General features: G+C 72.6%; 20 protein-coding genes. 6 read left to right on the forward strand and 14 right to left on the reverse strand.

Annotated features, from left to right (window positions below; all coding sequences use genetic code 11):
- Positions 1-43: 43 nt before the first annotated feature.
- Both EUA94_RS15635 and EUA94_RS15640 read left to right on the forward strand, forming a co-directional pair.
- Entirely contained in the window at positions 44-1,570 is a 1,527-nt protein-coding gene (locus tag EUA94_RS15635) for an ArnT family glycosyltransferase (RefSeq protein ID WP_129427822.1), read from the forward strand.
- Positions 1,567-2,790 (forward strand): lipopolysaccharide biosynthesis protein, encoded by a 1,224-nt coding sequence (locus EUA94_RS15640; protein ID WP_129427823.1) that lies wholly within the window; start codon positions 1,567-1,569, stop codon positions 2,788-2,790. The genes EUA94_RS15635 and EUA94_RS15640 overlap by 4 nt, the downstream gene beginning before the upstream one ends.
- Here EUA94_RS15640 and EUA94_RS15645 read toward each other — a convergent pair.
- From EUA94_RS15645 to EUA94_RS15655, 4 genes are read right to left on the reverse strand one after another with little or no spacing between them, the layout of a single operon-like run.
- On the reverse strand, positions 2,762-3,505 hold the full coding sequence (locus EUA94_RS15645) for a class I SAM-dependent methyltransferase (RefSeq protein ID WP_242494915.1): 744 nt from the start codon (positions 3,503-3,505) through the stop codon (positions 2,762-2,764). The two genes, EUA94_RS15640 and EUA94_RS15645, sit on opposite strands and share 29 nt — an antisense overlap.
- Before the next feature lie 8 nt (positions 3,506-3,513).
- Positions 3,514-4,677 (reverse strand): dTDP-4-amino-4,6-dideoxygalactose transaminase, encoded by a 1,164-nt coding sequence (gene rffA, locus EUA94_RS22195; protein WP_165356920.1) that lies wholly within the window; start codon positions 4,675-4,677, stop codon positions 3,514-3,516.
- Positions 4,674-5,429, reverse strand: coding sequence for a sulfotransferase domain-containing protein (locus EUA94_RS22200; RefSeq protein ID WP_165356921.1), 756 nt, complete (start codon positions 5,427-5,429; stop codon positions 4,674-4,676). The genes rffA and EUA94_RS22200 overlap by 4 nt, the downstream gene beginning before the upstream one ends.
- Positions 5,426-6,385 (reverse strand): glycosyltransferase family 2 protein, encoded by a 960-nt coding sequence (locus EUA94_RS15655; protein ID WP_165356922.1) that lies wholly within the window; start codon positions 6,383-6,385, stop codon positions 5,426-5,428. Before EUA94_RS15655 ends, EUA94_RS22200 begins: the two co-directional genes overlap by 4 nt.
- A 168-nt stretch (positions 6,386-6,553) precedes the next feature.
- Here EUA94_RS15655 and EUA94_RS15660 point away from each other — a divergent pair, with 168 nt between their 5' ends.
- From EUA94_RS15660 to EUA94_RS15670, 3 genes are read left to right on the forward strand one after another with little or no spacing between them, the layout of a single operon-like run.
- Positions 6,554-9,628, forward strand: a complete 3,075-nt coding sequence (locus EUA94_RS15660; protein ID WP_129427826.1) for an FtsX-like permease family protein — start codon at positions 6,554-6,556, stop codon at positions 9,626-9,628.
- On the forward strand, positions 9,628-10,470 hold the full coding sequence (locus EUA94_RS15665; protein ID WP_129427827.1) for an ABC transporter ATP-binding protein: 843 nt from the start codon (positions 9,628-9,630) through the stop codon (positions 10,468-10,470). Before EUA94_RS15660 ends, EUA94_RS15665 begins: the two co-directional genes overlap by 1 nt.
- Complete coding sequence (locus EUA94_RS15670) at positions 10,467-11,132, forward strand: ATP-binding cassette domain-containing protein (protein WP_129427828.1); 666 nt, start codon at positions 10,467-10,469, stop codon at positions 11,130-11,132. The genes EUA94_RS15665 and EUA94_RS15670 overlap by 4 nt, the downstream gene beginning before the upstream one ends.
- Positions 11,133-11,135: 3 nt before the next feature.
- Here EUA94_RS15670 and EUA94_RS15675 read toward each other — a convergent pair whose 3' ends face one another.
- The 4 genes from EUA94_RS15675 to EUA94_RS15685 are packed head-to-tail and all read right to left on the reverse strand — an operon-like array spanning position 11,136 to position 13,568.
- A complete protein-coding gene (locus tag EUA94_RS15675) occupies positions 11,136-11,876 on the reverse strand; it encodes an energy-coupling factor ABC transporter ATP-binding protein (RefSeq protein ID WP_129427829.1) in 741 nt (246 codons plus the stop codon).
- Positions 11,873-12,553 (reverse strand): cobalt ECF transporter T component CbiQ, encoded by a 681-nt coding sequence (gene cbiQ, locus EUA94_RS15680; protein WP_129427830.1) that lies wholly within the window; start codon positions 12,551-12,553, stop codon positions 11,873-11,875. Before cbiQ ends, EUA94_RS15675 begins: the two co-directional genes overlap by 4 nt.
- 2 nt (positions 12,554-12,555) lie before the next feature.
- Positions 12,556-12,888: a PDGLE domain-containing protein gene (locus tag EUA94_RS22205; RefSeq protein WP_165356923.1), complete on the reverse strand. Its 333-nt coding sequence runs from the start codon at positions 12,886-12,888 to the stop codon at positions 12,556-12,558.
- Positions 12,885-13,568: an energy-coupling factor ABC transporter permease gene (locus EUA94_RS15685; RefSeq protein ID WP_165356924.1), complete on the reverse strand. Its 684-nt coding sequence runs from the start codon at positions 13,566-13,568 to the stop codon at positions 12,885-12,887. Before EUA94_RS15685 ends, EUA94_RS22205 begins: the two co-directional genes overlap by 4 nt.
- 177 nt (positions 13,569-13,745) lie before the next feature.
- On the opposite strand from EUA94_RS15685, the gene EUA94_RS15690 reads away from it, so the two are divergent.
- Entirely contained in the window at positions 13,746-14,150 is a 405-nt protein-coding gene (locus EUA94_RS15690) for a hypothetical protein (RefSeq protein WP_129427831.1), read from the forward strand.
- Between the two features lie 433 nt (positions 14,151-14,583).
- Here EUA94_RS15690 and EUA94_RS15695 read toward each other — a convergent pair whose 3' ends face one another.
- The 6 genes from EUA94_RS15695 to EUA94_RS15720 all read right to left on the reverse strand — a co-directional run bounded on the left by EUA94_RS15695 (position 14,584) and on the right by EUA94_RS15720 (position 24,834).
- Entirely contained in the window at positions 14,584-16,125 is a 1,542-nt protein-coding gene (locus EUA94_RS15695) for a HoxN/HupN/NixA family nickel/cobalt transporter (protein ID WP_129427832.1), read from the reverse strand.
- Positions 16,126-16,130: 5 nt separating this feature from the next.
- Positions 16,131-17,429 carry a tetratricopeptide repeat protein gene (locus EUA94_RS15700; RefSeq protein ID WP_129427833.1) on the reverse strand — a complete coding sequence of 433 codons (1,299 nt, stop codon included), beginning with the start codon at positions 17,427-17,429 and terminating at the stop codon, positions 16,131-16,133.
- 76 nt (positions 17,430-17,505) lie between these two features.
- Positions 17,506-18,990, reverse strand: coding sequence for a DUF4331 domain-containing protein (locus tag EUA94_RS15705; protein WP_129427834.1), 1,485 nt, complete (start codon positions 18,988-18,990; stop codon positions 17,506-17,508).
- A 175-nt stretch (positions 18,991-19,165) separates the two neighbouring features.
- The gene (locus tag EUA94_RS15710) at positions 19,166-22,552 is read right to left on the reverse strand and encodes an error-prone DNA polymerase (protein ID WP_129427835.1); all 3,387 of its coding nucleotides are present in this window, start codon (positions 22,550-22,552) and stop codon (positions 19,166-19,168) included.
- 15 nt (positions 22,553-22,567) lie between these two features.
- The gene (locus EUA94_RS15715) at positions 22,568-24,139 is read right to left on the reverse strand and encodes a Y-family DNA polymerase (RefSeq protein WP_129427886.1); all 1,572 of its coding nucleotides are present in this window, start codon (positions 24,137-24,139) and stop codon (positions 22,568-22,570) included.
- Positions 24,140-24,144: 5 nt separating this feature from the next.
- Positions 24,145-24,834 (reverse strand): hypothetical protein, encoded by a 690-nt coding sequence (locus tag EUA94_RS15720; protein ID WP_129427836.1) that lies wholly within the window; start codon positions 24,832-24,834, stop codon positions 24,145-24,147.
- Positions 24,835-24,977 lie beyond the last annotated feature (143 nt).

Below are 24,977 nucleotides of genomic sequence, written 5' to 3' on the forward strand. Positions count from 1 at the left end.
CCTTCGACATCGACCCTAGAAGTTTTTTCCGTAGGGTGACTGCGTGCCTGAGGTGATCCGTCGTGACCGCCTCGTCCCTGTCGTTGCGATCGCGTGCGTCGTCGTCTACGTCGCGCACGGCTTCCACGGTGCGCTGACCCGCGACCTCGGCGTCTACAGCTACGCCGGCCAGCAGGTCGCGGACGGTGTGCCTCCCTATCTCGGCATCCTCAACCGGGCCGGCCCGCTCGCGCACGCGATCCCCGGGATCGGGGCCCTGCTCGCGCGGCTCGGCGGGTTCGACGACCTCCTGACGATGCGGGTCCTCTTCATGCTGATCGCCACCGCCGCGGTGTGCGCGACGTACGCGCTGGGTCGCGACCTCTTCGCCTCCCGGGCCGCCGGCCTCGTCTCGGCGGGCGGGATGCTCGCCTTCCACGGCTTCATCCAGTACGCATCCAACGGTCCGCGCGAGAAGACGCCGATGACGCTCTTCGTGGTCCTCGCACTGTGGGCCGTCACCCGCCGCCGGTGGTTCACCGCCGGGGTCTGCACCAGCCTGGCCACGCTGTGCCTGCAGACCGCGTTCTTCAGCACGTTCGCCGCCGTCGCTGTGGGCGTGCTGCTCGTCGCGGAGACCGGTCGGATCCGCGCCTCTGTCCGCGTCGCGCTGGGCGGCCTCCTCCCGGTGGCGGCCCTCGGCACCTGGTTCGCACTGGTCGGCTCGCTGCGCGCAGCCGTCGACGGCTTCTACGTCATCAACCGCCGCTACACCGTGCCCGACCCGCTGACCGACGACCTCGACCGGGTGTGGCTGGACCTCCAGGAGGCGTACGGCGTCACCGTGTGGCTGATGCTCGCGGGCGTCGTCGCCCTGGTCCTGGTCACCCTCGCCGCGGTCGTGCCGCCCGCCCGCCGGGCGTTCCCGGCGCTGCGCGTGCTGCCGGCGATGACGGCCGGGCTGGCGGCGGGGCTCGCCTGGACGCTGAAGGAGTACGACGCCTGGCCCGACCTGTTCCCGGTTTTGCCCTTCGCGGTGGTCGGCCTCGGCGCCGCCTTCGCGGTGGTCGTACGCCGTCTCGCACCGCGCCCGCAGTGGGTGGTCGCGACCGTGCTGGCCGGGGCCTGTGTCGTGCTCGCGCTCGTCTACGCGGTGTCGACGAGGGACCACACGCTCGACGCGCAACGGGAGGCGACGGCGGCCGTCCTCGCCGAGCTGCCGGAGGGCGCGACGATCACGTCCATCGAGGCGCCGCAGCCGCTCGTGCTGACCGGGCGCACGAACCCGACGCGCCACCAGATGTTCCGCAGCGGCCTGCAGGACTACCTGGACGACACCTGGCCCGGCGGGCGCGTCGGCTTCGAGGCCGATCTCGTCGGAGACGGGCCGGACCTCGTCTCCGTCGGCGAGACCACCTCGCTGCGCTGGCGCAGGGCGCTCATGCCGGAGTACGTCTTCATCGGTCGCGCGCCGCTGTGGGAGTGGTACGCCCGCGCTGACCTCGGCGAGGACACGATCGAGCGGCTGCGCACCGCCGCCGGCTACGACCCGGGCGACCCCTTCGCCCTGCTGGAGGACGACGCCGGATGACCGGTTCGCGCCGGGCTCCCGCCGTGCTCGCGGCCGGCTCCGTCGTCAGCGGGCTGCTGGCCTACGTGCTGTTCGCCCTGTTCACGCGCGGGCTCGGCGCCGAGGCGGCCGCCCCGGTCTCGGTCCTGTGGACGCAGTGGACCTTCGCGGCCGCGGCCCTCACGTTCCCCCTGCAGCACTGGATCACCCGCAGCATCGTCGCCGGTCAGGAGGGCGCCGTGCGCAGCGCAGCCGCGCGCGTCGCCGGGCTCGTGGTCGCCGTCGCGCTCGCGCTGGGCGTGGTCGCCTGGCTGTTGCGCGATCGCCTGTTCCACCGCGACGACGCGTGGTTCCCGGTGCTGGTCGTGCTCGTCACCCTGGCCACGGCAGCCGTGGGCGTGGTCCGCGGCGGGCTCGCCGGCCGCGGGCGCTTCGTCGCCGTGGCTTGCAGCCTGGTCGCCGAGAACGCCCTCCGGTGCGTGCTCGTCGCGGTCCTGCTGCTGGCCGGCATCCACCACCCCGAGGTCCACGGGCTGGCCCTCGTCGCCGGCGGGCTGGTCGCGGTGTGGCCGTCCGCCTGGCGGCTCTCCGAGGGGGGCGGGAGCGACGGTGGAGCGCTGACGTTCCTCGGCGGCGCCGCGACCGGGCAGGTCGTCGCGCAGGCCGTCCTCACGGGCGGACCCGTGCTGCTCGCGCTCCTGGGCGGCTCGCCGGCCGAGGTCACGGCGATGTTCGCCGCGCTCGCGCTGTTCCGCGCGCCGTACATGGTCGTGCTGGGGACGCTGCCCCAGCTGACCGAGCGCGTCACGACGTACGTCGTCGCGGGCGCCGTCGACCGGCTCCGCTCGCTGGCCCGCGGCCTGGCCGTCGTGACCGTCGTCGCCGTGCCGCTGGCGGGCGCGTTCGGCGCCGTGCTCGGCCCGTGGCTGCTGCGGCTGGTCTTCGGCAGCACCGTCGACGTCACCTCGGCCGTCGCCGCGGTGCTCGCCGCAGGCTCCACGCTCGCGGTCGCCAACGTCGTGCTGATGGTCGCCGCGCTCGCCGGCGACCGGCCCCTCCGGGTGGCGTTCGCGTGGGCCGCAGCCGTCGGCGTCGGGGCCATCGCCCTGGTCCTGCTCGCCGGTTCCTCCGCGGTGACCCGTACGTCGGTGACCTTCCTGGCCGCCGAGGTCGCCGCCACCGTCGCGCTGGCGGTCGTCGCGTGGGGCTCGCTCAGGCTCGGTCGGGCCCAGCGGGCTTGACCGCGACCAGGAGCACCGACGAGCCGTAGGGCAGGTCGCGGCGCCGCAGCACGCGGGCGTCGGCGGCACAGAGGCCCATCAGCACCCGGTCGACCCGGGCGGAGACCTGGGGGAGCCGCGTGTCGCCCGGCGGCGGGGGAGCGACGCGCCTCTTCAGCCGCTCAGCGACGAAGAGCGGGAAGACGCCGCTGAAGGCGTACGTCGCGCGCACCACGCGCATCCCGCCGTCCTCGACCAGGCGGGTCAGCGCCGGCCTCGTGTAGCGGCGGTGGTGGCCGGCCTGGACGTCGTGGTCCGACCACGCCCACTGGTAGGCCGGGACGGACAGCAGCATCCGGCCATCAGGAGTGAGCACCCGGGCCAGCTCGGCGATCGCGCGCGCGTCGTCGGCGCAGTGCTCCACGACGTCGAAGGCGGAGACCACGTCGAACGTCTCGTCGGCGAACGGCAGGTCGGTCGCCGACCCGCACACGCCCTGCCCGGGCACCAGCCCCTCGGGCAGCAGGTCGAGGCTGACGTGCTGCTGCTCGCCCGCCATCCAGCCCACGCTGGGGGCGTCCGCGCTGCCGACGTCGAGGGTGCGCCGCGGCGTGCCGAGGTGGGGTCGCATCACCACGCCCAGCAGGTCGGCGCGGGCGCGGTGCCACCAGTAGCCCTGCCGGCGCAGCGAGGACGAGCCCGGCTGGACCGGTGCGCCTGCTCCGCCTCTGCCCACCGGCTGTGTCAACGGTTCTCGAGGGTCGCCGACGAGGCCTCGAGGAACGACGTCGTCACCCGGTCGAGGTCGGGACCGGTCAGGTTGTTCCAGAACGGCAGGCGCAGCAGCCGGCCGCTGATGTCGCGCGAGACCGGGCACTCCGTCTCGCGCACGGCGAAGGAGCGGCCGGCGTCGGAGGCGTCCAGCGGCTGGTAGTGGAAGGTCGCCTGCACGCCGGACTTCCGCATCAGCTCGAGCACGTCGTTGCGGCGGTCGTGCTCGTCCAGCAGCACGTAGAACATGTGGTGCGCGGACCCGCGGTCCGCCGGCATGCGCATCAGATCGAAGCCGAGCTCGTCGGCGTACGGCGCCAGCGCGGCCGTGTAGTGCGTGACGAGGGCGCGACGCTTGCCCTGGATCACCTCGCGCATCTCGAGCTGCGCGAGGAGGTAGGCCGCGAGCACGTCGGAGAGGCCGAACGAGGACCCGGTGTCCTTCCAGGTGTACTTGTCGACCTGGCCGAGCATGAACGCGTGGCGGTTGGTGCCCTTGTCGTAGAGCACCCGCGCGCGGTCGACGTCCTCGGGGTCGTTGAGCAGCAGCGCGCCGCCCTCGCCGCACACGAAGTTCTTGGTCTCGTGGAAGCTGAGCGTCGCGTAGCGGCCCAGGCTGCCGAGCGGCTGGTCGCGCCACGTGCCGAAGAGCCCGTGGGCGTTGTCCTCCACGAGGCGTACGTCGGGCCACTGCTCCAGCACCGCGCGGATCCCCTCGACGTCGCAGGCGATGCCGGCGTAGTGCACGATCACGACCGCACGGACGTGCTCGTCGAGGAGCGTCGCGAGGTGCGCCGGGTCGAGGCCGAGGGTCACCGGCTCGATGTCGCAGAAGACGAGGCCGGCGCCCTGGCGCGCGTACGCGAGTCCCGTGCTGGTGAAGGTGAAGGACGGCACGATCACCGTGTCACCGTCCTGCAGCTCGAGCAGCATCGCCGAGAGCTCGAGCGCGGCCGTGCAGGAGGTGGTCATCAGCACCTCGGCCGCCCCCGTCTCGGCCGCGAGCAGCTCGGCGGTCCGCCGGGTGAAGTCCCCGCCCGAGGCCAGGTGCCCGCCACGGACGGCGTCCTGGACGTAGTCGAGCTCGCGCCCCTCCACGGAGGGGAGGTTGAACGGGACGTCGGGGAGCTCGGTCACCAGGGCAGCTTCCTTCCAAGGAGGTCGGCCAGCGCGGCGTTGCCTGGCTCGAAGTACTCCTCCAGAGTGCCCCGCAACGCCTCTCCTAATACAGGTCGGCTGCCTGAACTCTCGTTGACGGGTTCGTGCGCGGACTCGGGGGTGAGGGCGGGATCGACGCCGAGCGCGCCGACGAGCCCGGTGAGGACCGCCGGGTCGGCCAGCAGCTCCTCCAGGAACAGCACGTGCGTCGTGTCCGGGAAGGTCGACATCCACGAGGGGAGGTGGTCGACGTACCTCCCGCGCCGGACGTAGGCGAACGGCGAGACCGAGGTCGTGCCCGGGTCCCAGGGCTGCCTGGGCCCGCGCTCGAGGTCGGCGCGCAGGGCCTCCTCGACGTCGCGGGTCTCGAGCCCGTGGTCGGTGCTGAACCGCCAATTGCTCAGCGCGCGCTGCACCGGGTCGCGCAGCACCACGACGACGTGGGGCGTGCCCAACGCGGCCGCGGCGCGGGCGGGTGCCTCGGGGTCCTCGAGATAGCTGGTGCTCTTGTCGAGGAGCAGCCGCGCGTCCCCGGCGTGCGCGAACCACGTCGCGTCGTACGACGAGTGCCCGCGCGCGGCGAGATCCGCGTTGCAGAACACCTTGGGCTCGGGCCGCGAGGGCCGGGCCAGGGTGATGTCCGGGTGGGCGTCGAGGGCGGCACCGACATAGGTCGTGCCGCACCTCTGTGCGCCCACGAGCAGCACGTGCCGCGCGGGGTGCTCGGTCACTGCGAGACCCGTTCGGACACGTGGTACGTGGTGACGGCGCTGACCGCGTTGAGGGTGCGGACGACGTACTCGCCCAGCATGGACAGCAGCATGATGACGACACCGTTGAGCACCGCGAGCAGCACCGCGATGGTTGTCCAACCGGGGACGGCGGTGTCCACGAAGAACGACCGGACGAGGTAGAAGAGGCCCAGCAGGAAGCTGAACCCGGCGACGGCGAAACCGAGCGCCGCAGCCGCGCGCAGCGGGAACACCGAGTAGCTGAACAGGATCGTCAGGACCAGCGAGGCGATCCGGCGCAGGCCGTAGTTGCTCGTGCCGCTGGCCCGCGGGTCGTGGCGGACCAGCACGTCGGCGGGGCTGCTGGAGAACATCAGCGCCTGGCCGGTGATGTAGGGGTGCGCCGTACGGGATCCGCAGATCCGCTCCACGACGTCACGGCGCAGGATCCGGAAGTTTGAGACGGCGAGGCCCGGCGGCTGCTCGAAGACCCGGCGGTTGACGACGTTGATCATCCTGCTGCCGAGGCGGCGATAGCCACGGGCCTGCTTGCGCTCGAAGCGGCCGAAGACGACGTCGTGGCCCTCGAGCGCCTTGTCGATCAGGAGCAGCACCTGGTCGGGCGGGTTCTGGAGGTCGTCGTCCATGGTGATCACGAAGTCGCCGGTGGACTCGCGCAGGCCCGCCAGGTTGGCGTGGTGCTGACCGTAGTTGCGCAGCAGGTCGAGGGCGACGACGTGCGGGGACCGGCGGGCGCGCTCGGCGATCACGTCCCAGCTCCCGTCGCCGCTGCCGTCGTTGACGAGCACGACCTGGTAGCGCAGGCCGGCGGCCTCGAAGACCTCGACCACGCGGTCGATCGTGGATCCGACGACGTCCTGGCTGTTGTAGACCGGGATGACGACGGAGTACGAGAAGGCTGATCGATCGGGGGCTGACGGGACGGGAGCGCTCATGTCGTCGCCCACCGTGCCTCCCGATCGTCGTCCGGCCGCCGCCCGAGGGTGGCTCGCGTCGAGCATATGGCCCTGCGACCTGCCGGGGGGAAGGCCGGTCCTCTCGTCCCACCCGCACGGGCGAACGCCCGTTATCCTCACCGGACCGCACGACGACAGGATGTGGCCATGAGGGGCTGGGGATCCCCACGCGCGCACGCCTGGTCGCCCGCACGCCACGCGTGGCGGGCTGCGTGGGGCCACCGTCGCGGCCAGGCGCTCGCGCTGCTCGCGATCTCCACCCTCATCACCGCCTGCACAGCGTTCGCGCCGGTGTACGACCGCGCGATGCAGCAGGCGCTGGTCGACACCCTGCTGGCGCAGGCGACACCTGCCGAGGCGAGCGTCACCGTCGTGTCGGAGAGCAGCGACTTCGCGGGCGGGGCGATCGACTCGCGCGACCCGCGCGAGGTCGCCTCACTGATCCCCGACGACGTGGCGGCCCAGCTCGGTCCGGTCGTGCTCGGCCGCACCGCCATCGTCACGCCGACGACCGGCGAGGTCCCGCCGTCGGGACTGCTGCTGTGGCGCGACGGCGCCTGCGAGCACGTACGCCTGCTGAGCGGCACTTGCCCGGAGGCGAGCGGCGAGATCCTGGTCAGCGAGGCCGACGTCGACAACTTCGACCTCGTCGCGGGCACCGCGCTGGAGGTCAGCAACGCGATCGACGAGGACCTGGACGTGCCGCTGGAGGTGGTCGGCACCTACGCCCCGCTCGACGAGGCCTGGTGGCAGGGCCAGCGCACGGTCGGCATCTCGAGCATCACGCGGGGACTCGAGCCCTCGGCGAACCACGACGCGTGGCTGACGGTCGAGCAGACCTTCGTCGACGCCCTCTCCCTGACCGGCGAGACCTCACAGGCCGGCGCCCCCGTGGGCACCGCGGACGCCGACGTCGACTCCCTGGTGGCGCTGGGGGAGGGGGTCCAGGAGATCGCCCGCACGATGGGGCTGCGTGGTGCGGACCTCGAGCTCCGCACCGGGGTCGACGAGCTGACCGACGCCCTGGGGGCGCAGGTCGCCCAGGCCCACCGGACTGTGCCGCTGCTGCTGGCGCCGATGGCGGTGCTGTCCGTCTTCGTGCTGTGGCTCGTGCTCACGGCGGCGACCTCGGCGCGCCGCGGGGAGGTCGCCGTGGCGCGACTGCGCGGTCGCGGGCCGGCCGGGGCAGCCGCCCTGCTGCTCCTCGAGCTCCTTCCCGCCCTCCTCGTCGGCGTGGTCCCGGGGGCGCTGGTGGCACTGGCCGGCGGGGAGGTCGTGCGCCGCCTCCTGCCGGGCCAGTCGACCTTCGAGGCCGGTCCGGGCTTCGCGGGCGCGTTGCTGCTCGCGCTGCTCGCCGTGGTGCTGACCACCCTTGCCGCCGCGGTCCGTACGGCGCGCGAGCCCCTGCAGGACGTGGTCCGCAGTGGACCTGTCGCCTCCGGGCGGTGGGCGTTCGGGGCGGTCGAGGCCTTCGTGGTCGCCTGCGTGGGCACCGGCGTCGTGGCGTTCGCCAGCGGCAGCCTCCAGGGTCCCCTCGCGCTGGCCGGACCGGCGCTCACGGCGCTGCTCACCGGCCTCCTGCTCGCCCATCTGGCCGGTCCTGTCGGGCGTGCGCTCGGGCGCCGACTGCTGGGCCGGGGGCGGCTCGTGTCGGGCACCAGCCTGCTCGAGACCGGCCGCCGCTCCGAGGGACGCACGGTCATCGTGGTCGTCACTGTCGCGTGCGCGCTGGCGGCGTTCTCGATGGACGCCCTCGCCATCGGCGAGCGCAACCGGTCGACCGCCGGCCGGCACGAGTCCGGCGCCCCCGTCGTCGCCCGGGTGCCCGGCGGCGACCTCGACGCCGTCCGGGCCGCGCTCGGCGAGGCAGACCCGACCGGCAGCCGTGCGACGCCCGTGCTGGTGGGTCGCGACACGCTGGCCGTCGACCCGGCCGGGTTCCGCCGGATCGCGTTCTTCCCCAGGGAGGCACCCACGTCCGAGGAGTGGCGGGCGATCGCACCCCCGGAGGAGCAGCCTGTGGAGATCGCCGGGAGCCGCGTGTCGCTCGACGTGCGGAGCGACGGGCTCAACGCAGACGACATCTTCGGCAGTGAGGTCGACGTACGACTCAGCCTCGTCGTGACCTCCGCCACCGGCGTACGCCGTGCAGCGACCCTCGGCTTCCTGCCGTCCGACGGCTCGCGCCGACGCTTGTCGGGCACGGTCGACGCCTGCGCGGACGGCTGTCGACTGGCCGCCCTGCAGCTCGCGACGGCGCAGGGTGCGACGATCGACGGCGAGCTCGAGCTCTCCGACCTGCGCGTCGACGGGCGCTCGGTCGACTGGGTGTCGTCGGCCTCGGACTGGAACACGACGCAGGACGAGGACACCCTCATCGAGCCCGTGGCCGGTTCGGAGGGATCCGTCCGGTTCGCGATCGACGCCGGTGGGTTCTACCCGATCGAGGTGTCCCCGGCCTGGGTCCCGGCCACAGTCCCGGCCCTGCTGACCGACTACCACCCCGATCCGGTCGAGGAGTCGCTGACCGTGGAGGGATCCGACGGCATCGACCGGCCGGCCACTGAGGCCGGCAGGCTCGTCCTCCTGCCCGCTATGCCCGACGACTCCGCCCTCGTCGACCTCGACGCCGTCACCCGCGGGGCCTCGATCACCCGCGACAGCCGCCTCGAGATCTGGATGGAGGACGACCCCGACCTCGAGGCGGCCGTGCGCTCGGCACTGGAGGAGCGCGACCTCGCCCTGGCCGACGTACGCCGCTATGCCGACGTACGCCGGACCTACGACGACACCGTCGCCAGCTGGAGCCTCGCGCTGGGTGCCGCGGTCGCCCCCGCGGTCATGCTCCTGGCGCTTCTCGTCCTGCTGGTCCTCGCCGCCATCGGCTGGCGCACGCGCGCCCGGGACCTGGCCGTGCTACGGCTCAACGGCGTGGACCGGCGCACGACCCGTCGGCTCGGCGTCTGGGCCCGGCTGCCTGCGGTCCTGGTCGGCGTCGTCGGTGGCGTCCTCGCCGGGATCGGCGGGGCCGTTCTGGCCATGCCGGACGTGGCGTTCCTCCCCGAGGTCCCCGAGGTGCCGGTGCTCGACGTCAGCACGTCCTGGCCCGCGGTCGTCGCCGTCGCAGTGGTCTGCCTCGTCCTGCTGCCCGCGGCCGCGGCGCTGACCGGACTGGTGGTCGCCCGCCGTGCCCACGTCGAGCGAGTCAGGGAGGGCGCCTGATGGCCGGACTCGCGATCCGCACCCGCGGCCTGGTGCACATCTACCACGCCGAGGGGCACGACGTCGCCGCGCTGTCGGGCATCGACCTCGACGTCGGCGCCGGCGAGATGGTGGGCCTCCTGGGGCCGTCCGGCTCGGGCAAGTCGACCCTGATGAGCCTGCTCGCGGGGATCTTCCGCCCCAGCGCCGGGAAGGTCTTCGTGGGCGACGCCGAGCTCTCGACCTCGCCGCCGCGCGACCTCGACCGGCTGCGGGGGACCGAGGTCGGCCTGATGCTGCAGGGGGCCGACCGCAACCTGCTGCCCCACGCCACTCCCGCCGACAACGTGCGCTTCGCCCAGCGGCAGGCCCGCCGCGCCGGTCGTACGGTGCCCGACCCGGCCGAGGTGCTCGACGGACTCGGCCTCGCCGAGCACGCCGACCAGCCGCTGGGTCGCCTGACGCCCGGGTTGCTCCAGCTGGCCGCGGTCGCCGTAGCGGTGTCGACCCGACCCGGCCTGCTGCTGTGCGACGAGCCGACCAGCCAGCTCGACCACGCGGCCCGCGACCGCGTGCTGGCCGCCCTCGCCCACGTCAACCGCACCTACGGCACCACCGTCGTCCTGGTCACCCACGACCCGGAGGTCGCTCGCGTGCTGCCCCGCACCGTGACGATCCGCGACGGCCGGATCGGGGGAGAGGGGCGCAGTGGCGAGGAGTACGCCGTGGTGACCGCCGACGGCTTCCTGCCTCTGCTCGGCCACGCGCGCGACAGGCTGCCCCCGGGCACGCTGGTGCGCCTCCACGAGGTCGGCGACCACTTCGAGCTGCGTGCCGAGCCCCACGAGGAGGACCCCGCATGAGCGACCTGGACTGCGCGGACCTGTCGGTCGGCTACGGCGGGACCCTCGCCGTACGCCCTCTCGACCTGCACGTGGCGGGCGGGCACCTGCTGGCGGTCACCGGCCCGTCGGGCGCCGGCAAGTCGTCGCTGCTGTGGGCGCTCGCCCGCGCACTGCGGCCGGCCGCGGCGACCGTGACCGGAACGGTCCGGGTCGACGGCCGGGAGCTGGGCGACCGGGAGGACGCGGCCCGCGCGGGCGTCGTGCTCGTGCCGCAGCGCAACGGGTTGAGCGCCACCCTGTCGGCGGAGGAGAGCATCCTGGTGCCGCTGCTCGCGCTCGGCGTGCCGGCGCGCGAGGCGACGCAGCGGGTGGACGACCAGCTGGCCCGGGTCGGCCTGGCCGAGTTCCGCCGGCACCTCGTCGACCAGCTCTCGGGCGGCCAGCAGCAGCGCGTGGCGCTGGCGCGCGCCTTCGCCCTGCAGCCCCGGGTGCTCCTCGCCGACGAGTCGACCAGCGACCTCGACGCGGGCAACCGCGAGCTGATGATCGCGGCGCTGCGGGAGGAGGCGGCGCGGGGTGCCGCGGTCGTGCTCGCCACCCACGACCCGGAGGCCGCCGCGCAGACCGATGCGGCCCTCGCCCTCGACGAGGGCGTGGCCACCTGGGTCCGCAGACCCTGACGATCAGCAGACGTGCGGATCGAAGCCGAACGGCAGCTCGAGGCGGTGCGCCTTCATCAGCGCGTCGTCGGTGAGGATGTCGAAGGTGCTGCCCTCGGCGGCGACGATCCCGTCGGACAGCACGATCGCCCGCGGACACAGCTGGAGCGCGTACGGCAGGTCGTGGGTGACCATCATCAGCGTCACGTCGAGCCCGGTGAGGATGTCGGCGAGCTCGCGGCGCGAGGCCGGGTCGAGGTTGGAGCTCGGCTCGTCGAGCACGATGATCTCCGGCTCCATCACCAGCACGGTCGCGACGGCCACGCGACGTCGCTGCCCGAAGGACAGGTGGTGCGGCGGCCGGTCGACGAAGTCGGCCATCCCGACCAGGTCGAGAGCCGCCATCACCTGCCGGTCGAGCTCCGCGCCACGGACCCCGAGGTTGCGGGGGCCGAATGCGACGTCCTCGCGCACGGTGCCCATGAAGAGCTGGTCGTCGGGGTCCTGGAAGACGATGCCGACGCGACGGCGGATCTCCGCCAGGTTCTCGCGGACCACCGGCAGGCCGGACACGCTGACCGTGCCAGCGCCGGGCCGCAGGATGCCGTTGAGGTGCAGCACGAGCGTGGTCTTGCCGGCGCCGTTGGGACCGAGCACCGCGACCCGCTCGCCGCGTTGCACTTGCAGGTCGACGCCGAAGAGGGCCTGGTGTCCGTCGGGGTAGGCGAACGCCACCGACTTCAGGTCGAGCACCGGGGTGGTCATCGTCGTGCCCCCTGATGTGCACTGCCGTCGTAGCCGCGCGAGATCATCGCGAGGTGCACCCGCTCGCCCCGCTCGAAGGATCGGATGAAGAGGGCGCCTGCCGACTTCGCCACGACGGGCCAGTGGCGCGGGTCGCGGGCGGTGAACCCGCGCGACTCGCGGGCCGTCTTCATCCGGCGGAGCTCGTCGGTCACGACGTCGAGGTAGCGGACCATGAATCCCATGATCTGCACCAGCTGGGTCGGCACCCGCAGCCGCTCGAGCCCGGCGAGCAGGTCGCGCGGATCGGTCGTCGCGGCGAGGAGCAGGCTGGCGAGCACGCCGAGGGTCGCCTTGGTGACGAGCGCACCGGCGGCGACCAGGCCGGGCTTGCTCAGGCCGAGGCCGAGCACGTCGACCTCGGGACCGGTGGCGACGAACGGCAGCAGCGCCGCGAACATCAACACAGGCGTCTCGACGACCATCCGGCGGGCGAGGTAGCCCACAGGGACGCCGGAGACCGCGACCAGCACGCCCAGCGCGACGGCGTACGCCGCGAACGCCGGGACCCACGACCCGGGCGTGGCGACGACGACGAGCATGAAGGTGACGAGGCCGGCGACCTTGAGGTGCGCGGGAGCCCGGTGGAGCGGGGAGTGCCCGTGGAAGTGCAGCCGGTGTCCGTGCGGCGCGCCCACCGTCACTCGCCTCCGTCGGTGCGCGGTGCTGACCGCTTGCGCAGGAGCATCAGCGCCGAGGTGCACGCCAGCACGACCAGGCATCCGATGACCCCGGCGAGACCGCCGGACCAGCGGGAGTCGACCCCCGCGACCTCGTAGCCGGCCAGCGGGCCGTCCTGGGCACCGGAGGCCTGCTCGGCACCGGAGAAGCCGAGGTCACCGGCGACGCGGTTGAGACCGTCGGGGCTGGCCGAGGCCCACAGGCTGACCACGCCGGCGAGCACCAGTGCGACGAGCAGGCCGGCGACGAGGACGGTGCGGGTGGAGACCCTGCGGGTGGTAGTGGCGTTCATGCGGCGACCCGGGTCTCGAGGGTGCGTACGGCGAGCACGCGGCGGGCGCCGTGGACCAGGTCCGGGCGTACGGCGACGATGCTGGCGACCACGAGGAAGGTGATGACCGCCTCGCCGATGCCGATGAGCACGTGTACCCCGACCATCGCAGTGAGGAGGGTGTCGAGCGGGATCGGCACGGCGCCGCCGACGGCGTACAGCCCCACGAACGTCGCCGCGCTCAGCACGACCGACACGAGTGCGCCGATGGCGGCGGCCGGCGCGACCATCGAGAGCCGCTTCGGGAGCACGAGCTGGACGCCGCGGAAGGCGAGGTAGCCGGCGACGACGGTGACGACCCCCATCAGGACGACGTTGGTGCCGAGCGCCGTGATCCCTCCGTCCGCGAACAGCAGCGACTGGACGGCGAGGACCACGGTCAGGCAGAGCAACCCGGTGTACGGGCCGACGAGGACGGCAGCGAGGGCACCCCCCATGAGGTGCCCGCTGGTCCCTCCCGCCACCGGGAAGTTGAGCATCTGGGTGGCGAACACGAAGGTCGCGACGAGTCCGGCCAGCGGCGCGATCCGGTCGTCGACCTCGCGGCGGGCGCCCCGCAGGGCGATCGCGATGCCCGCGGCGGCCACACCCGCGGTCGCGAGCGACGTGGGCGCGTCCAGGAATCCGTCAGGAACGTGCATCGCAAGGCCTCCCAGGTCCTTGTTGCACACGATGTGCAACAACCTGTGTTCGGCACCGGGGTTCTGTCGGATGGGGGAGTCGGCGAACTTTCTGTGGCGCGGATCTCACGCGGTCGGCATGAGCGGACGTTCAGCGTTCCTCGGCATGAGTCGCGCTTGTGAGTAACACTGCGTCCCGTGAACGCAAGGCGGATGTCGGGCGCTGTGGCCTTTGCATGTGTCGCAGCGTCGCTCAACGCGTGCGGCGCCCAGGCCATCGACGGCGGTGACGCGACGGTACTGATCGCCGAGCGAGCCGACGGAGGCATGGACGCACTCCTCGAAGGAACCCTCAGGGTCGTCGACGGGTGCTTGGGCATCACTGAAGCCACCACCCATCGCGACACAGTCGTCGTGTGGCCGCACGGAACCGAGGTGACGAACGACGACCCCACAACCATCGCCCTCCATGGTGTCGGCGAGATCGCCGTCGGCGATGATGTGTCCGTGGCAGGAGGCGTCGACAGGAGCAACACCGGTCAAGTCGGCGGCTTGACCGTGCCTGTCTACTGCGACAGCGGAGAGATTTGGTTGGCGCGCTGACGACCTGTCATCGGCAGATCCGGTAGAGCTCATTGCGGCATGAGCGGACGCTCGCCCTCCAAGGGGCTTACGCCCGGGCCCGGGGCGCGGTTCCCGAGCCAAACGTTGGGTTCGGGTTGACGCAGATACCGGGGCCTACGGTCAGCCGGACCCCCCAAAGCCGCCCAGGTCCCGTTTGTGCCGGTCTTCCTCCGGGCGGTGCGAGCTACTCCGCTTGTTAAGCACCCAGCCCGCCCACACAAAGAACGCGATGAAAAGTAGGACAACGACCAGCCAACCCGGCATGGGAACCACCTCTCTCTGAGGCTAGGGCCACTGATACCAAAAGGCGCAATGGTCCAGACCGCCCCGATGGCACCGTAAGGCGGTCCGTCCAGCACCTCCGATCATCGGCAGATCCGGTAACTGGCGTCGCCAGCAGCGACATATCCGGTCAGAACTGCAGGAGCGTACGCACGATGACGCCCCCGCCGACGGCGCAGATGCCCACGGCAGCGCCGTAGCGCAGGTAGGTGCGCACGTTGCCGCCTATGAACCCGCGTCGTGTCGCCAACCCCTCGAGGCGCAGGACGAGGTCGCGCGCCAGCAGCCCGACGGCGGCCAGCGAAACGGCCATGCCGATGCCGAACGCCAGCACCAGGACGAAGCCGAACCAGGCCCGGCCCAGGGCGGTGGCCGCGAGCAGCAGGAGCAGCGCGGAGGGGCTGGGGACCAGCCCGCCGACGAGCCCCATCACCCAGACGCCCCACCGTCCGGGTGCGGTCTCCGGCTCGGCGGGAGCCTCGGTCTCGACCGCCGTGACGACGGTCCCGGGCTCCTCGGCGGCGTGGACGTGCGGGTGCTCGTGGTCGTGGTCGTGCTCGCCGTCGTGGGCGTGGTCGTGCGCCGGCTCGGGCGCGACCTCGTGGCCGTGCCCGTGCCCGTGCCCGTGCCCGTGGCCATGACCGTGCCCATGTCCGTGGCCGTGTCCACCGCCGTCGGTGCGGAGCCGGGCGAGGAGGTAGAGACCGAGGCCGACGATCAGCAGGCCGGTCGCGAGGGTGAGCCACGGATAGATCCGGGCTGGCACGAACGCGCTGCTGAGCGAGACGAGCAGTCCGAGCAGGAGGACCGAGCCGGTGTGCGCGATGGTGACGGCGCTGCCGACCGCGAAGGCCGAGCGCACCGACGAGTCGCCGCGCTGGGAGAGGTAGAACGCCATCACCGTCTTGCCGTGACCGGGGGAGAGGGCGTGGGTGGCGCCGAGGGCGAGTGCGGCGAGGACGGCCAGGCCGGCGGCCAGCCAGCCGCTGTCCCCGAGCAGCGCGGTGGCGCGGGTGGAGAGCCAGGAGCCGTCGGTGGCCGTGGGCCCCTCGTCCTGGCTGCCGGGCAGCACGCCCGCGGGGCCGCCGACCGAGACGACCAGGCTGGCGGTCGTCACGTCGAGCGGCGACTGGAGCAGGTCCTGGGGGTACGACGTGAGCCGGTCGCTCGTGCTCTCGGCGGGGACGTCGGAGCTGGTGAGCGTCATCCGGTCGCCGACGGCGGTGATCTCGCGCCACCCGACCGATCCGGGCGCGGTGGTGTCCTCGAAGGTGAGCTCGCCGGCCGCGATGTCGCCGTCGCTGGCGTACTCGCAGGTGATCCGGGTGATGGGCAGACCGCCCTCGCCGTCGCCGAGCGATGCGGAGGAGCTCTCGAGGGTGAGGTCGATGCGGCTGCCACCGGCCTGGAAGTCCAGGCCGCGGCCGGTCGTGGCGCACTCGCGCTGCGCGAGCGCGGGCAGGTCGTCGATCGCCTTGCCGAGCTGGGCGGTCGGGATCTCCGCGAGGTCGACGACGTGGTCGACCTGGACCCCGTCCGGGGAGACCAGGATCCCGGTGTAGCGGTTGACCGTGAAGTTGCCGAGCGGGTGCGCCGAGGCCGGAGCCGCGCCCAGGAGGACCGTGGTGGCGATGGCCGCCAGGGCGAGCAGCAGGCGGGCGAGCAGCCTCATCAGGTTCACTCGAGCTCCGTGAGGGTGGCGCGGGCCGCGTCGCGCTGCCACGGCGACAGCCCGGGGTCGGTCGCGAGTCCGCGCCGCAGGTGGGTGCGCGCCTCGTCGGTCATGCCCAGGGCCGCCTCGATGGTGCCGCGGTGGATCCAGAACCGAGCCTCGGGGGAGTCGAGGCTGGTGGCCCGGCGCGCGATCGTCAGCGCCTCGCGGTCGCGGCCGTTGCGGTGCAGCGCCCAGGCGAGCGCGTCGGCGACGTGGACGCTCGTACGCTGGGCCCACTCGGCCCGCGCCTGCTCCAGCGCGCGCTCCGGCGACCCGTGGTCGGCCTCGAAGAGCGCGGTCTCGAGGTCGGTGCGGACGCCGCTGGCCTCAAGCAGCTGGATCGTGGTGCGGACCACCGCGAACTGGGCGTCGGCCTCGTCGGATCGACCGAGGTGCTGGAGCAACTCGCCGAGCTCGGTGACGTACTCGGGGAGCGGCTGGCGCGTCACGACGTCCTGCCAGGTGGCGACGGCCTGCTCGAGGTCTCCCTCGGCCACCTGCAGGCGGGCCGACGAGACGATCGCGGGGAGGTAGTCGGGCACGGCCCGCTGGGCGACGGCGAGCTGCCGGGCGGCTGCTCCGAACCGGCCCTGCTTGCGCTGGATGTCGGCGAGCAGGGTCAGGGTGTACGCCTTGTCGTTCTGGGAGCCGTTGGCGGCCGCGCGGCGGAGGATGTCGGCCGCCCGGTCGAGGTCGCCGCGGAGCTCGTAGGCGTAGGAGTAGCGGGCGGCGATCGCGGTGCTCGGCTGGCGACGGTCGGCGACCGCCAGCGCCTTCAGCTGCTCGTCGTACCTGCCGAGCTCGTTGAGGGCATCGACGCGGATGGCGAGGGCGCCGAGGTCGCGCGGGTTGATCGCGAGCGCCTCGTCGGCGCTCGCCAGGGCGTCGGAGAAGTCGTGGCGGGCGGCGGAGATCGCGGCGCGCGCGGTGAGGGCGGGGAAGTTGTCGTCGGGCTCGACGTCGAACGACCGGGCCGCGGCCTCGTCTGCCTTCTCGTAGTAGGTGGCGTTGCCGGTCAGGCGGGCCTGCTCGACGTACGCGACGGAGAGGTTGGCCCATGACACGTAGTCGCCGGGGAGTCGGCGCAGGGTGTTCTGCAGTGCGGCGATGCTCGCCTCGAGGTCCTGGCCGGAGTCCGGCACGACACGGGGCACTGCGGCTGACGGCGTCGGTGAAGAGGGGTCAGAGGAGGTGGCGAATCCAATGCCACCCGAGACGGCGAGGACGAGGCCGACACCTATGACGATGAGGGTCCTGCGCATGCGTTGGCGTCCTTCCCTGAGGGTGGTGCAGCCCGGTCGCGTGACGAGTTCGCCACGCGACCGGGCTGATGTTAGGTCAGGCCTTGCGGCGACGCGTGGCGCCACCGATGCCGCCGAGCAGGGCGAGGAGCCCCACACCGACGAAGGCCATCGAGTTGGAACGACTCGGCACGATGCCCTGGAGCAGACCGTCCGAGCTGGCAGGCTTCGCCTGGCCAGCCTTGGTCGGGTGCGGGTTGGGGTTGCTGCCGCTGGCCGGGAGGGCCAGGTAGGGGAACGTGTTGCTGAACGCGGCGTCGTTGGCGTCGACACCGTCACCCAGGTCGTTCGCCGAACCGACGAGCTCACCCTCGACCACCTGGAGCGCGATGTCGATGACATCGTCACCAAGACGGCGGCCGTTGGGGTAACCCTGCACGTCGCCACCGATCACGCCGAGCCGGTTGGGCGTGGCCGTCACCGGGGTCGACATGTTGAGGCGGAGCTGCTCGCTGGGCGTGATCTTGCCCTTGGGCATGTTGAGGCCCTTGACACCCGTGAGGTATACCGACACGAGGTCGTTGCGCGGGGTCTTGGGAGCGTCGATGCCGTAGACACCCTCGATCAGCTTGGGCAGCTCGGGGTTGGTCACGTACTTGAGTGCCGCTGCGTCACCCGTGGGCTTGAGGCCGTTGAAAGCGTCCTTGAGCTTGAGCGGGATGACGACCTCGTTCACCAGCGGGTGACCCAGGCGGGACACCTGCACGTACTTGCCGTTGGTCGACTTCTTCTGGGTCGTCGACCAGACACCGATGATCGGGTTCTTGCTGACGTTGCCCTTCTTGGCCACCAGCTTCCGAGGAATCTGGAGAGCGACCGAGTTGACGTTGAAGCCGGCCAGCGTGTCGTCGCCGGCCTCGGAGAGGTCACCGCCGTAGAGCAGGTCGAAGACGCGCAGGTCGAGGAAGAACGAGTCCTCGGCCTGACCCACGAAGGACTTGATGTTCTTCTTGGGGCTGATGGTCGCCTGGTTGCGCAGCGCGGCGTAGTTGGGCATCGACGCCTTGCCGATGTTGGAGGGCGCGACGCGGGCCTTCTTGACGATGGTCTTGGTCTTGCCCTTCTTGATCTGCACCAGCTTGTAGGTCTGGTAGGCGTTCAGGTTCTTGTCCGCAAGGGAGGTGACCGGGCCGGTAGCGGCCAGGAACGTGTCCTTGGAGACGTAGTGGTCCTTGAACGTCCACCGGAACGTCACGTCGGGCTTGGCATCCGCGTTGTTGTCCACGTGGATGTCGTACTGGGCGTCAGTGGCCCACGGGTAGAAGTTCGGGCCACCCGCCGGCTCCTCGAAGGGGATCCAGTTGGCGACCAAGGTGACCGTCTTCTGGTTCTCCGGGCTGCGGAACGCGTAGGTGTCCGTGTTGTCGTACTGCGGGAGCCCCGCAATGAGTGGTGCCTCGCGGTGGCTGGAGGCCGTGGCCGCGAGCGGGCCGAGCCCGGCGAAGCCGACTGCCGTCAGCAGGCCTCCGGTGCAGGCCAGGGCGATTGCCCCTTGCCGCTTGGTGGGTCGTGAGCGCTTCATCAGCAAACTACTCCTTGTGTTGGCCCGGGGGTCGCGATCGTGCGTACGCCTGTACCGAGCAGCCCGAGACTCCTTGGGTGAGTCGGGTTGTCTGGTGTTCGGAGTCACAACCTAGGCGGATTGATCCGGTTTGGGCTCACCCTCGCGTGCCCTTCCCTCGTGTTTGGACAAACTTTCACCTGAAGTCGCGGGACGAGGCCCGTGCCTGGAGCACTGCACCGGCTCCCGGGACGACCACGTCTATGGCCTCGACCCGGTCGGCCAGCAGGTTCGTGACGCCCTCGTTGCGCTCGAGGCGTCCGCGGATCACCACGGCGACCCGGTGGCGGGCTGCCTGGCGGTGCGCCTTCATCACGCCGATCGAGCACACCACGTTGAGCATGCCGGTCTCGTCCTCGAGGTTGAGGAAGGTGACGCCCATGGCGGTGCCGGGACGCTGCCGGTGGGTGATGAGACCTCCCACGTGGACGCGCCGACCGTGCTCTGTGGTGGCGAGGTCGGCGATTGAGCGGACGCCGGCGCGGCGCAGCTCGTCGCGCAGGTGCTCGACCGGGTGCCGCTCGGGTGAGATGCCTGTCGCCCAGAGGTCGGCGAGGGTGATCTCGGGCTCGCTCATGCCGGGAAGGGTGGGTGCGTCGGGCGCGGGCGTGCTGCCCGGCAGGTGCTCAGCCCCCTCGGCGAAGCCGGCCGCCCACAGCGCCTCGCGGCGGTCGAGCCCCCACGCGTCGAACGCGCCTGCCGTGGCCAGCGCCTCGAGCTGCGCGGGTGTCAGGCCGGCGCGGCGCGACAGGTCGGGGATGCCGGTGAAGGGCGCATCGTCGCGGGCGGCGACGATCCGGCGCGCGACGTCCAGGCCGATGCCGCGCACCGAGTCGAGCCCGAGGCGTACGGCCAGCGCGGAGTCGCGCCGGTGCGCGGGCACCGGGTCGGGCGTGCCCGGCACCCACTCGACGCGGTCGAAGCGTGGGCGGCAGCACGCGCCGGGCCCGGTGGCGGCGACCGGGCCGATCACGACCGCCTCCAGGTCGGCCTGCGCCGCAGACCGCGTCACGTCGGGACGGCGTACGTCGACCCCGTGGCGGCGGGCGTCGCCGACCAGGGACTGCGGCGAGTAGAAGCCCATCGGCTGGTTGCGCAGCAGTCCGGCCAGGAACGCCGCGGGGTAGTGCAGCTTGAACCACGAGGAGGCGTACACCAGGAGGGCGAACGACAGGGCGTGCGACTCGGCGAAGCCGAAGTTGGCGAAGGAGAGGATCTTGACGTAGATCGAGTCCGCCAGGTCACCGGTGATCCCGCGCTTCGCCATGCCTTCGTAGAGCTTCTGCTTGACCGACTCGATGCGCTCGACCCCACGCTTGGAGCCCATGGCACGCCGCAGCAGGTCGGCGTCGTCGCGGCTGCAGTCGCCGAGGGTGACCGCCATCGCCATCAGCTGTTCCTGGAAGAGCGGCACGCCCTTGGTGCGCTCGAGCACGGGGACGAGCTCGGGGTGGTCGTAGGTCACCTCCTCCTTGCCGGTAGCGCGGCGGACGTAGGGGTGGACCGCACCACCCTGGATGGGGCCGGGACGGATCAGGGCGATCTCGATGGCGAGGTCGTAGAACTCACGCGGGCGCAGCCGCGGCAACGTGCCGATCTGGGCCCGGCTCTCGACCTGGAAGACCCCGATCGAGTCGGCCCGGCACAGCATGTCGTAGACCGCGGGCTCCTCCTTGGGCATCGTCGCGAGGTCCCACTGCTCACCGAGGTGGTCGGCGACCAGTCGCATCATGTGGTCGAGGGCGCCGAGCATCCCGAGCCCGAGCAGGTCGAACTTCACCAGCCCCATCGACTCGCAGGCGTCCTTGTCCCACTGCAGCACGGTCCGCTTGTCCATCCGGCCGCGCTCGATCGGGCACACCTCGCCGATCGGCCGCTCGGTGAGCACCATCCCGCCGGAGTGGATGCCGAGGTGGCGGGGCGCACCCATCAGCTCCTCGGCCAGCGCCAGCACCGGGGCGGGTACGTCGTGGGCGGCCGGGTCGTCGGCCACCACCGACGACCAGCCGTCGATCTGCTTGGACCAGGCGTCCTGCTGACCGCTGGAGAAGCCGAGCGCCTTGGCCGCGTCGCGCACGGCCATCCGCGGCCGGTAGGAGATCACGTTGGCGACCTGGGCGGCGTTGCGGCGGCCGTAGGTGTCGTAGACCCACTGGATCACCTCCTCGCGCCGGTCGGAGTCGAAGTCGACGTCGATGTCGGGCTCCTCGTCGCGGTGGGCGGAGATGAAGCGCTCGAACGGCAGCTTGTAGAAGACGGCGTCGACCGCGGTGATGCCGAGGGCGTAGCAGACCGCGGAGCTCGCCGCGGAGCCGCGGCCCTGGCAGAGGATGCCGCGCCCGCGGGCGAACGCGACGATGTCGTGGACGATGACGAAGTAGCCGGCGAAGTCCTTCTCGGCGACGACGCGCAGCTCGTGCTCCAGCCGCTCGCGCGCCTCGCGCTCGTGGGGCACACCGGCGTACCTCTCGGCGAAGCCGCGCTCGGCGAGCTCCCGCAGCCACGAGTCGGCGCAGTGGCCGTCGGGGATCTGCCGCTTGGGCAGGGCGGGGGAGGCCTTGCGCAGGTCGAAGGCCAGCTCGTCGGCAAGAGAGACGCTGCGCGCCACGGCGCCGTCGTACGCCCTGAGGGCGGCGGCGGTCTCCGTGCCGCTGCGCAGATGCGCCGAGCCCGACAGGTCGAGCCAGCCGTCGAGATCGGCCAGGCTGCGGCGGGAGCGTACGGCCGCCATCGCCGAGGCCAGGCGGGCGCCGGCAGGAGCGGCGTGGTGGACGTTGCCGGCCGCAACGACGTCGAGTCCGTGCACCGCGGCGAGGCGTGCGAGCGAGGCGTTGGTCGCGTCGGACCCGGGACGTGGCGAGAGCTCGACGAGGACGTGCTGGAGACCGAAGAGCCCGGTCAGCCGGTCGAGGGCCTCGGCCGCAGCGTCCTCGCCTCCTGCCGCGAGCGCCTGTTGGACGGCGCCCTTGCGGCAGCCGGTGAGCACGACCCAGTGGTCGCGCCCGCGCTCGCCCAGCTCGTCGAGGTCGTAGACGGGGCGGCCCTTCTCATCACCGCGCAGGTGGGCATCGGTCATCGCCGCGGCCAACCGGTGATAGCCCTCGACTCCGCGCGCCAGCACCAGCAGGTGGCTGCCCTCGGGGTCGGGTACGCCGTTCTGCGGACCGCTCAGCTCGAGCGACAGCTCGGAGCCGAAGATCGTGGGCAGGTCGTAGGCCGCCGCGGCCTCGGCCAGCATCGGCGCGCCGTAGAAGCCGTCGTGGTCGGTGATCGCCAGTGCGTGCAGGCCCAGGCGTACGGCCTCCTCGACGAGCTCGGCGGGCGAGCTCGCGCCGTCGAGGAAGCTGAAGTGGCTGTGGCAGTGCAGCTCCGCGTAGGGCGTGACCGACGCCGGCCGCTCGATCGCCCGGGTCTCGCTGGCGGGGCGCTTGCGCCGCGACACCGGGGCGTCGTCGGCACCCGGCAGGCCGCTGAGCCGGCGCTCGAGCTCCTTCCAGTGCATGGCGGGGTTGTTCCAGCCCATCAGTCCCTCCGTCGATCAGTCATAGCCCGCTTCGAGCGACCAGCCCTCGGGGGCGCGCAGCAGGAGCCAGGCGCGCCCGTCGGCTCCGACGACCTGGAAGCGGGCGGCCGGACCGGTCCCGCCCGACCACCAGCCCTCGTCGGTGGGCCAGGGTCCGGCCCACGCCAGCACCGGCTGCCACGGCATGCTCTGCCGGCCGGGGGTGTCCCCGACCCGGAACCGCCGCGGCTCGCCGGTGACGACACCGCGGTCGGTGACCCGTACGTCCCGGCCCGCGTCGTCCACCACCTCGGCCACCGGCGGGGTCGCGAACACCCGGACCGGCGCGGGACCCGGGACGCGCCCCGGCCACGGTCGTTCGACGGGGCGCAGGTCGACGGCGCGCTCGCCCCACGGCACCAGCGACTGCCGCGCGGCGGGACTGCGGCCGCCCTGCAGCACCGGGCGGCGTACGGAGTCGAAGCCGACCATGCCCTGCACCCGGGTTACGCCTCGCTCCACGAGGTCGTCCGACGCCGTGCCCCACAGGGCCTCGCCGTGGGCGGCGGCCGGCTCGACCACCTCGGGCACGAACCGGATCTTCTCGATGGGGGCGCGCACCTCGCCGGACTTCTTGCGACCACGCAGGGCTCCGCCGACAGACGCCCCCTGCAGCTGCCATTGCACCCGGTCCACGAGGTCGCGGGCGTTGAAGTGGCGCGGGTGCAGCCAGGCGCGCGACGAGCACACGACGCCGTCGGACTCGGCCTCCACGCGCACTCCGGTCGCGACGAGCTGGTGGTGCGCCAGCTGGGTGATGAACCGTTCGGCGGTGGTGCGCACGCTGAAGGTGATCGCCTCCACGGAGTCGAGCGGCGGCTCGAAGGACACCTCTGCCTCGAGCTCGGGCGGGGGAGTGCGCGCCGCGAAGTGCGCCCGGTCCTCGCCCCGCGCCCGTCGCCGTACGTCTGCTCCGTAGGTGCCGAGCCGGTGCTCCACGGCGTCACCCGGCAGGTCGGCCAGGTCGCCCAGCGTGCGGAGTCCGAGCCGCTGGAGCAGCCCGACCACCTCCCTGCCGCGCGGTCCGTCGTCCTGCAGCACGTGCACCGGAAGGCAGCGGAGGAACGTCGCGGAGCCCCCGGCCTCGACGACCACCCACGACTGGACGTCGGCGGTGCGCGCGGCCTGCTCGGCGGTGAAGAGGTCGTCGGCGATCCCGACGCGTACGTCCCAGACACCGCCCTCGACGAGGGCCTGGCAGGCCGTCGCGGCGGCGAGGGTCTCGGTGCCGTACCAGCTGCCGGGAGCCTGGACGGCGAGCAGTCCCGGCCGCAGCGCCGCCACCCCGGGCCGGAGGTCCTCGACGATCGCCAGCACGGGCTCGAAGGCGCGGGCGTCGCGATCGGGGTTGGCGGGGAGGAGCACGAGCTCGGGGCACCGGGCCTGGGCGTCGCGCCGGCGCTGTCCGCGGCGTACGCCCTCGGCGCGCGCGGGACCGTTGCACACCTCCACGACGTTGGCGGAGAGGACGGCGGCGGGGGAGCGCAGCGAGCGATCCGCCTCCTCGAGCGCGGCGACCACCGACCAGTCGGGGCACCACACGACCATCACCCTCACCCGGCTCGGCCATCCACTGGCCGCCGGATCTCGCGCACCTGCCGGTCGGGGCCAGGCTCTACCCGGTGCACGCCGGGCCAGGCCAGGTCCGCGCGCTGCGGCGGCCGGGCCCCCCGGCGTACGACGAGGCGCCCGCGCCGGTCCAGCAGGTGACCGGTGCCCGAGGCGGGACCGCTCCACGCGGAGTCCTCGACACTGAGCCGGGCCTCGACCCGGGGCCACTCGCCGTGGACGACGAGCACGGCGGCCCTCGTGCGCAGGCGCGAGTCGAGGATGCCGGCGGTGCGCTCGTCGACCGAGGTGGGCGGTCGCAGCACCACCACCCGGAGCACGTCGACCAGCGCTGCCGTCACCTCCAGCCAGTGCTCGCCGGGATCGGGCACCAGCACCGTGCGCGAGAGCTCGATGCCCAGCTCGGCCGCGGCCTCGGCCCCGAAGTCGGCGCAGCCCGCGAAGCCCACCCACTCCCCGGCCCGCGAGGCACCGGCGGCCAGGGCGAGGGCCAGCGACGCGGAGTCGACGGCGTACGTCGCCCCCGCGTGGAGGGGCACGATGTCGGTGAGCCCGGGCAGGGTGGGGACCGGCTCACCGGCCGGCTTGTGCTCCATCGCGGCCACCCGCGCCCGGAGCTGCTCGACCACCGACTGCCGCTGGTCGAGCGCGGCGACTGAGCGGGCGGACGACATCTCCCCATCATCGAACAGGTGTTCGAACGAGTCAAGCGGCAGGGAAGTGTTGCGCGCGCTGTCCGAAATCGGACAGTGCGGCCCGGTTCGTTGACGTGGCGGTCGTCACACATCTACCGTCGGACACTCCTCGTCATGAAACG

It is taken from the genome of Nocardioides zhouii, assembly GCF_004137345.1.
GTDB lineage: Bacteria > Actinomycetota > Actinomycetes > Propionibacteriales > Nocardioidaceae > Nocardioides > Nocardioides zhouii.

Excerpts from the sequence above, each read along its gene's own strand:
- EUA94_RS15640 (WP_129427823.1), top strand. The coding sequence starts at position 1,567 with ATGACCGGTTCGCGCCGGGCTCCCGCCGTGCTCGCGGCCGGCTCCGTC.
- EUA94_RS15655 (WP_165356922.1), bottom strand. The coding sequence starts at position 6,385 with ATGAGCGCTCCCGTCCCGTCAGCCCCCGATCGATCAGCCTTCTCGTAC.
- EUA94_RS15660 (WP_129427826.1), top strand. The coding sequence starts at position 6,554 with ATGAGGGGCTGGGGATCCCCACGCGCGCACGCCTGGTCGCCCGCACGC.
- EUA94_RS15665 (WP_129427827.1), top strand. The coding sequence starts at position 9,628 with ATGGCCGGACTCGCGATCCGCACCCGCGGCCTGGTGCACATCTACCAC.
- EUA94_RS15670 (WP_129427828.1), top strand. The coding sequence starts at position 10,467 with ATGAGCGACCTGGACTGCGCGGACCTGTCGGTCGGCTACGGCGGGACC.
- EUA94_RS15675 (WP_129427829.1), bottom strand. The coding sequence starts at position 11,876 with ATGACCACCCCGGTGCTCGACCTGAAGTCGGTGGCGTTCGCCTACCCC.
- EUA94_RS22205 (WP_165356923.1), bottom strand. The coding sequence starts at position 12,888 with ATGAACGCCACTACCACCCGCAGGGTCTCCACCCGCACCGTCCTCGTC.
- EUA94_RS15685 (WP_165356924.1), bottom strand. The coding sequence starts at position 13,568 with ATGCACGTTCCTGACGGATTCCTGGACGCGCCCACGTCGCTCGCGACC.
- EUA94_RS15695 (WP_129427832.1), bottom strand. The coding sequence starts at position 16,125 with ATGAGGCTGCTCGCCCGCCTGCTGCTCGCCCTGGCGGCCATCGCCACC.
- EUA94_RS15700 (WP_129427833.1), bottom strand. The coding sequence starts at position 17,429 with ATGCGCAGGACCCTCATCGTCATAGGTGTCGGCCTCGTCCTCGCCGTC.
- EUA94_RS15705 (WP_129427834.1), bottom strand. The coding sequence starts at position 18,990 with ATGAAGCGCTCACGACCCACCAAGCGGCAAGGGGCAATCGCCCTGGCC.
- EUA94_RS15710 (WP_129427835.1), bottom strand. The coding sequence starts at position 22,552 with ATGGGCTGGAACAACCCCGCCATGCACTGGAAGGAGCTCGAGCGCCGG.
- EUA94_RS15715 (WP_129427886.1), bottom strand. The coding sequence starts at position 24,139 with ATGGTCGTGTGGTGCCCCGACTGGTCGGTGGTCGCCGCGCTCGAGGAG.
- EUA94_RS15720 (WP_129427836.1), bottom strand. The coding sequence starts at position 24,834 with ATGTCGTCCGCCCGCTCAGTCGCCGCGCTCGACCAGCGGCAGTCGGTG.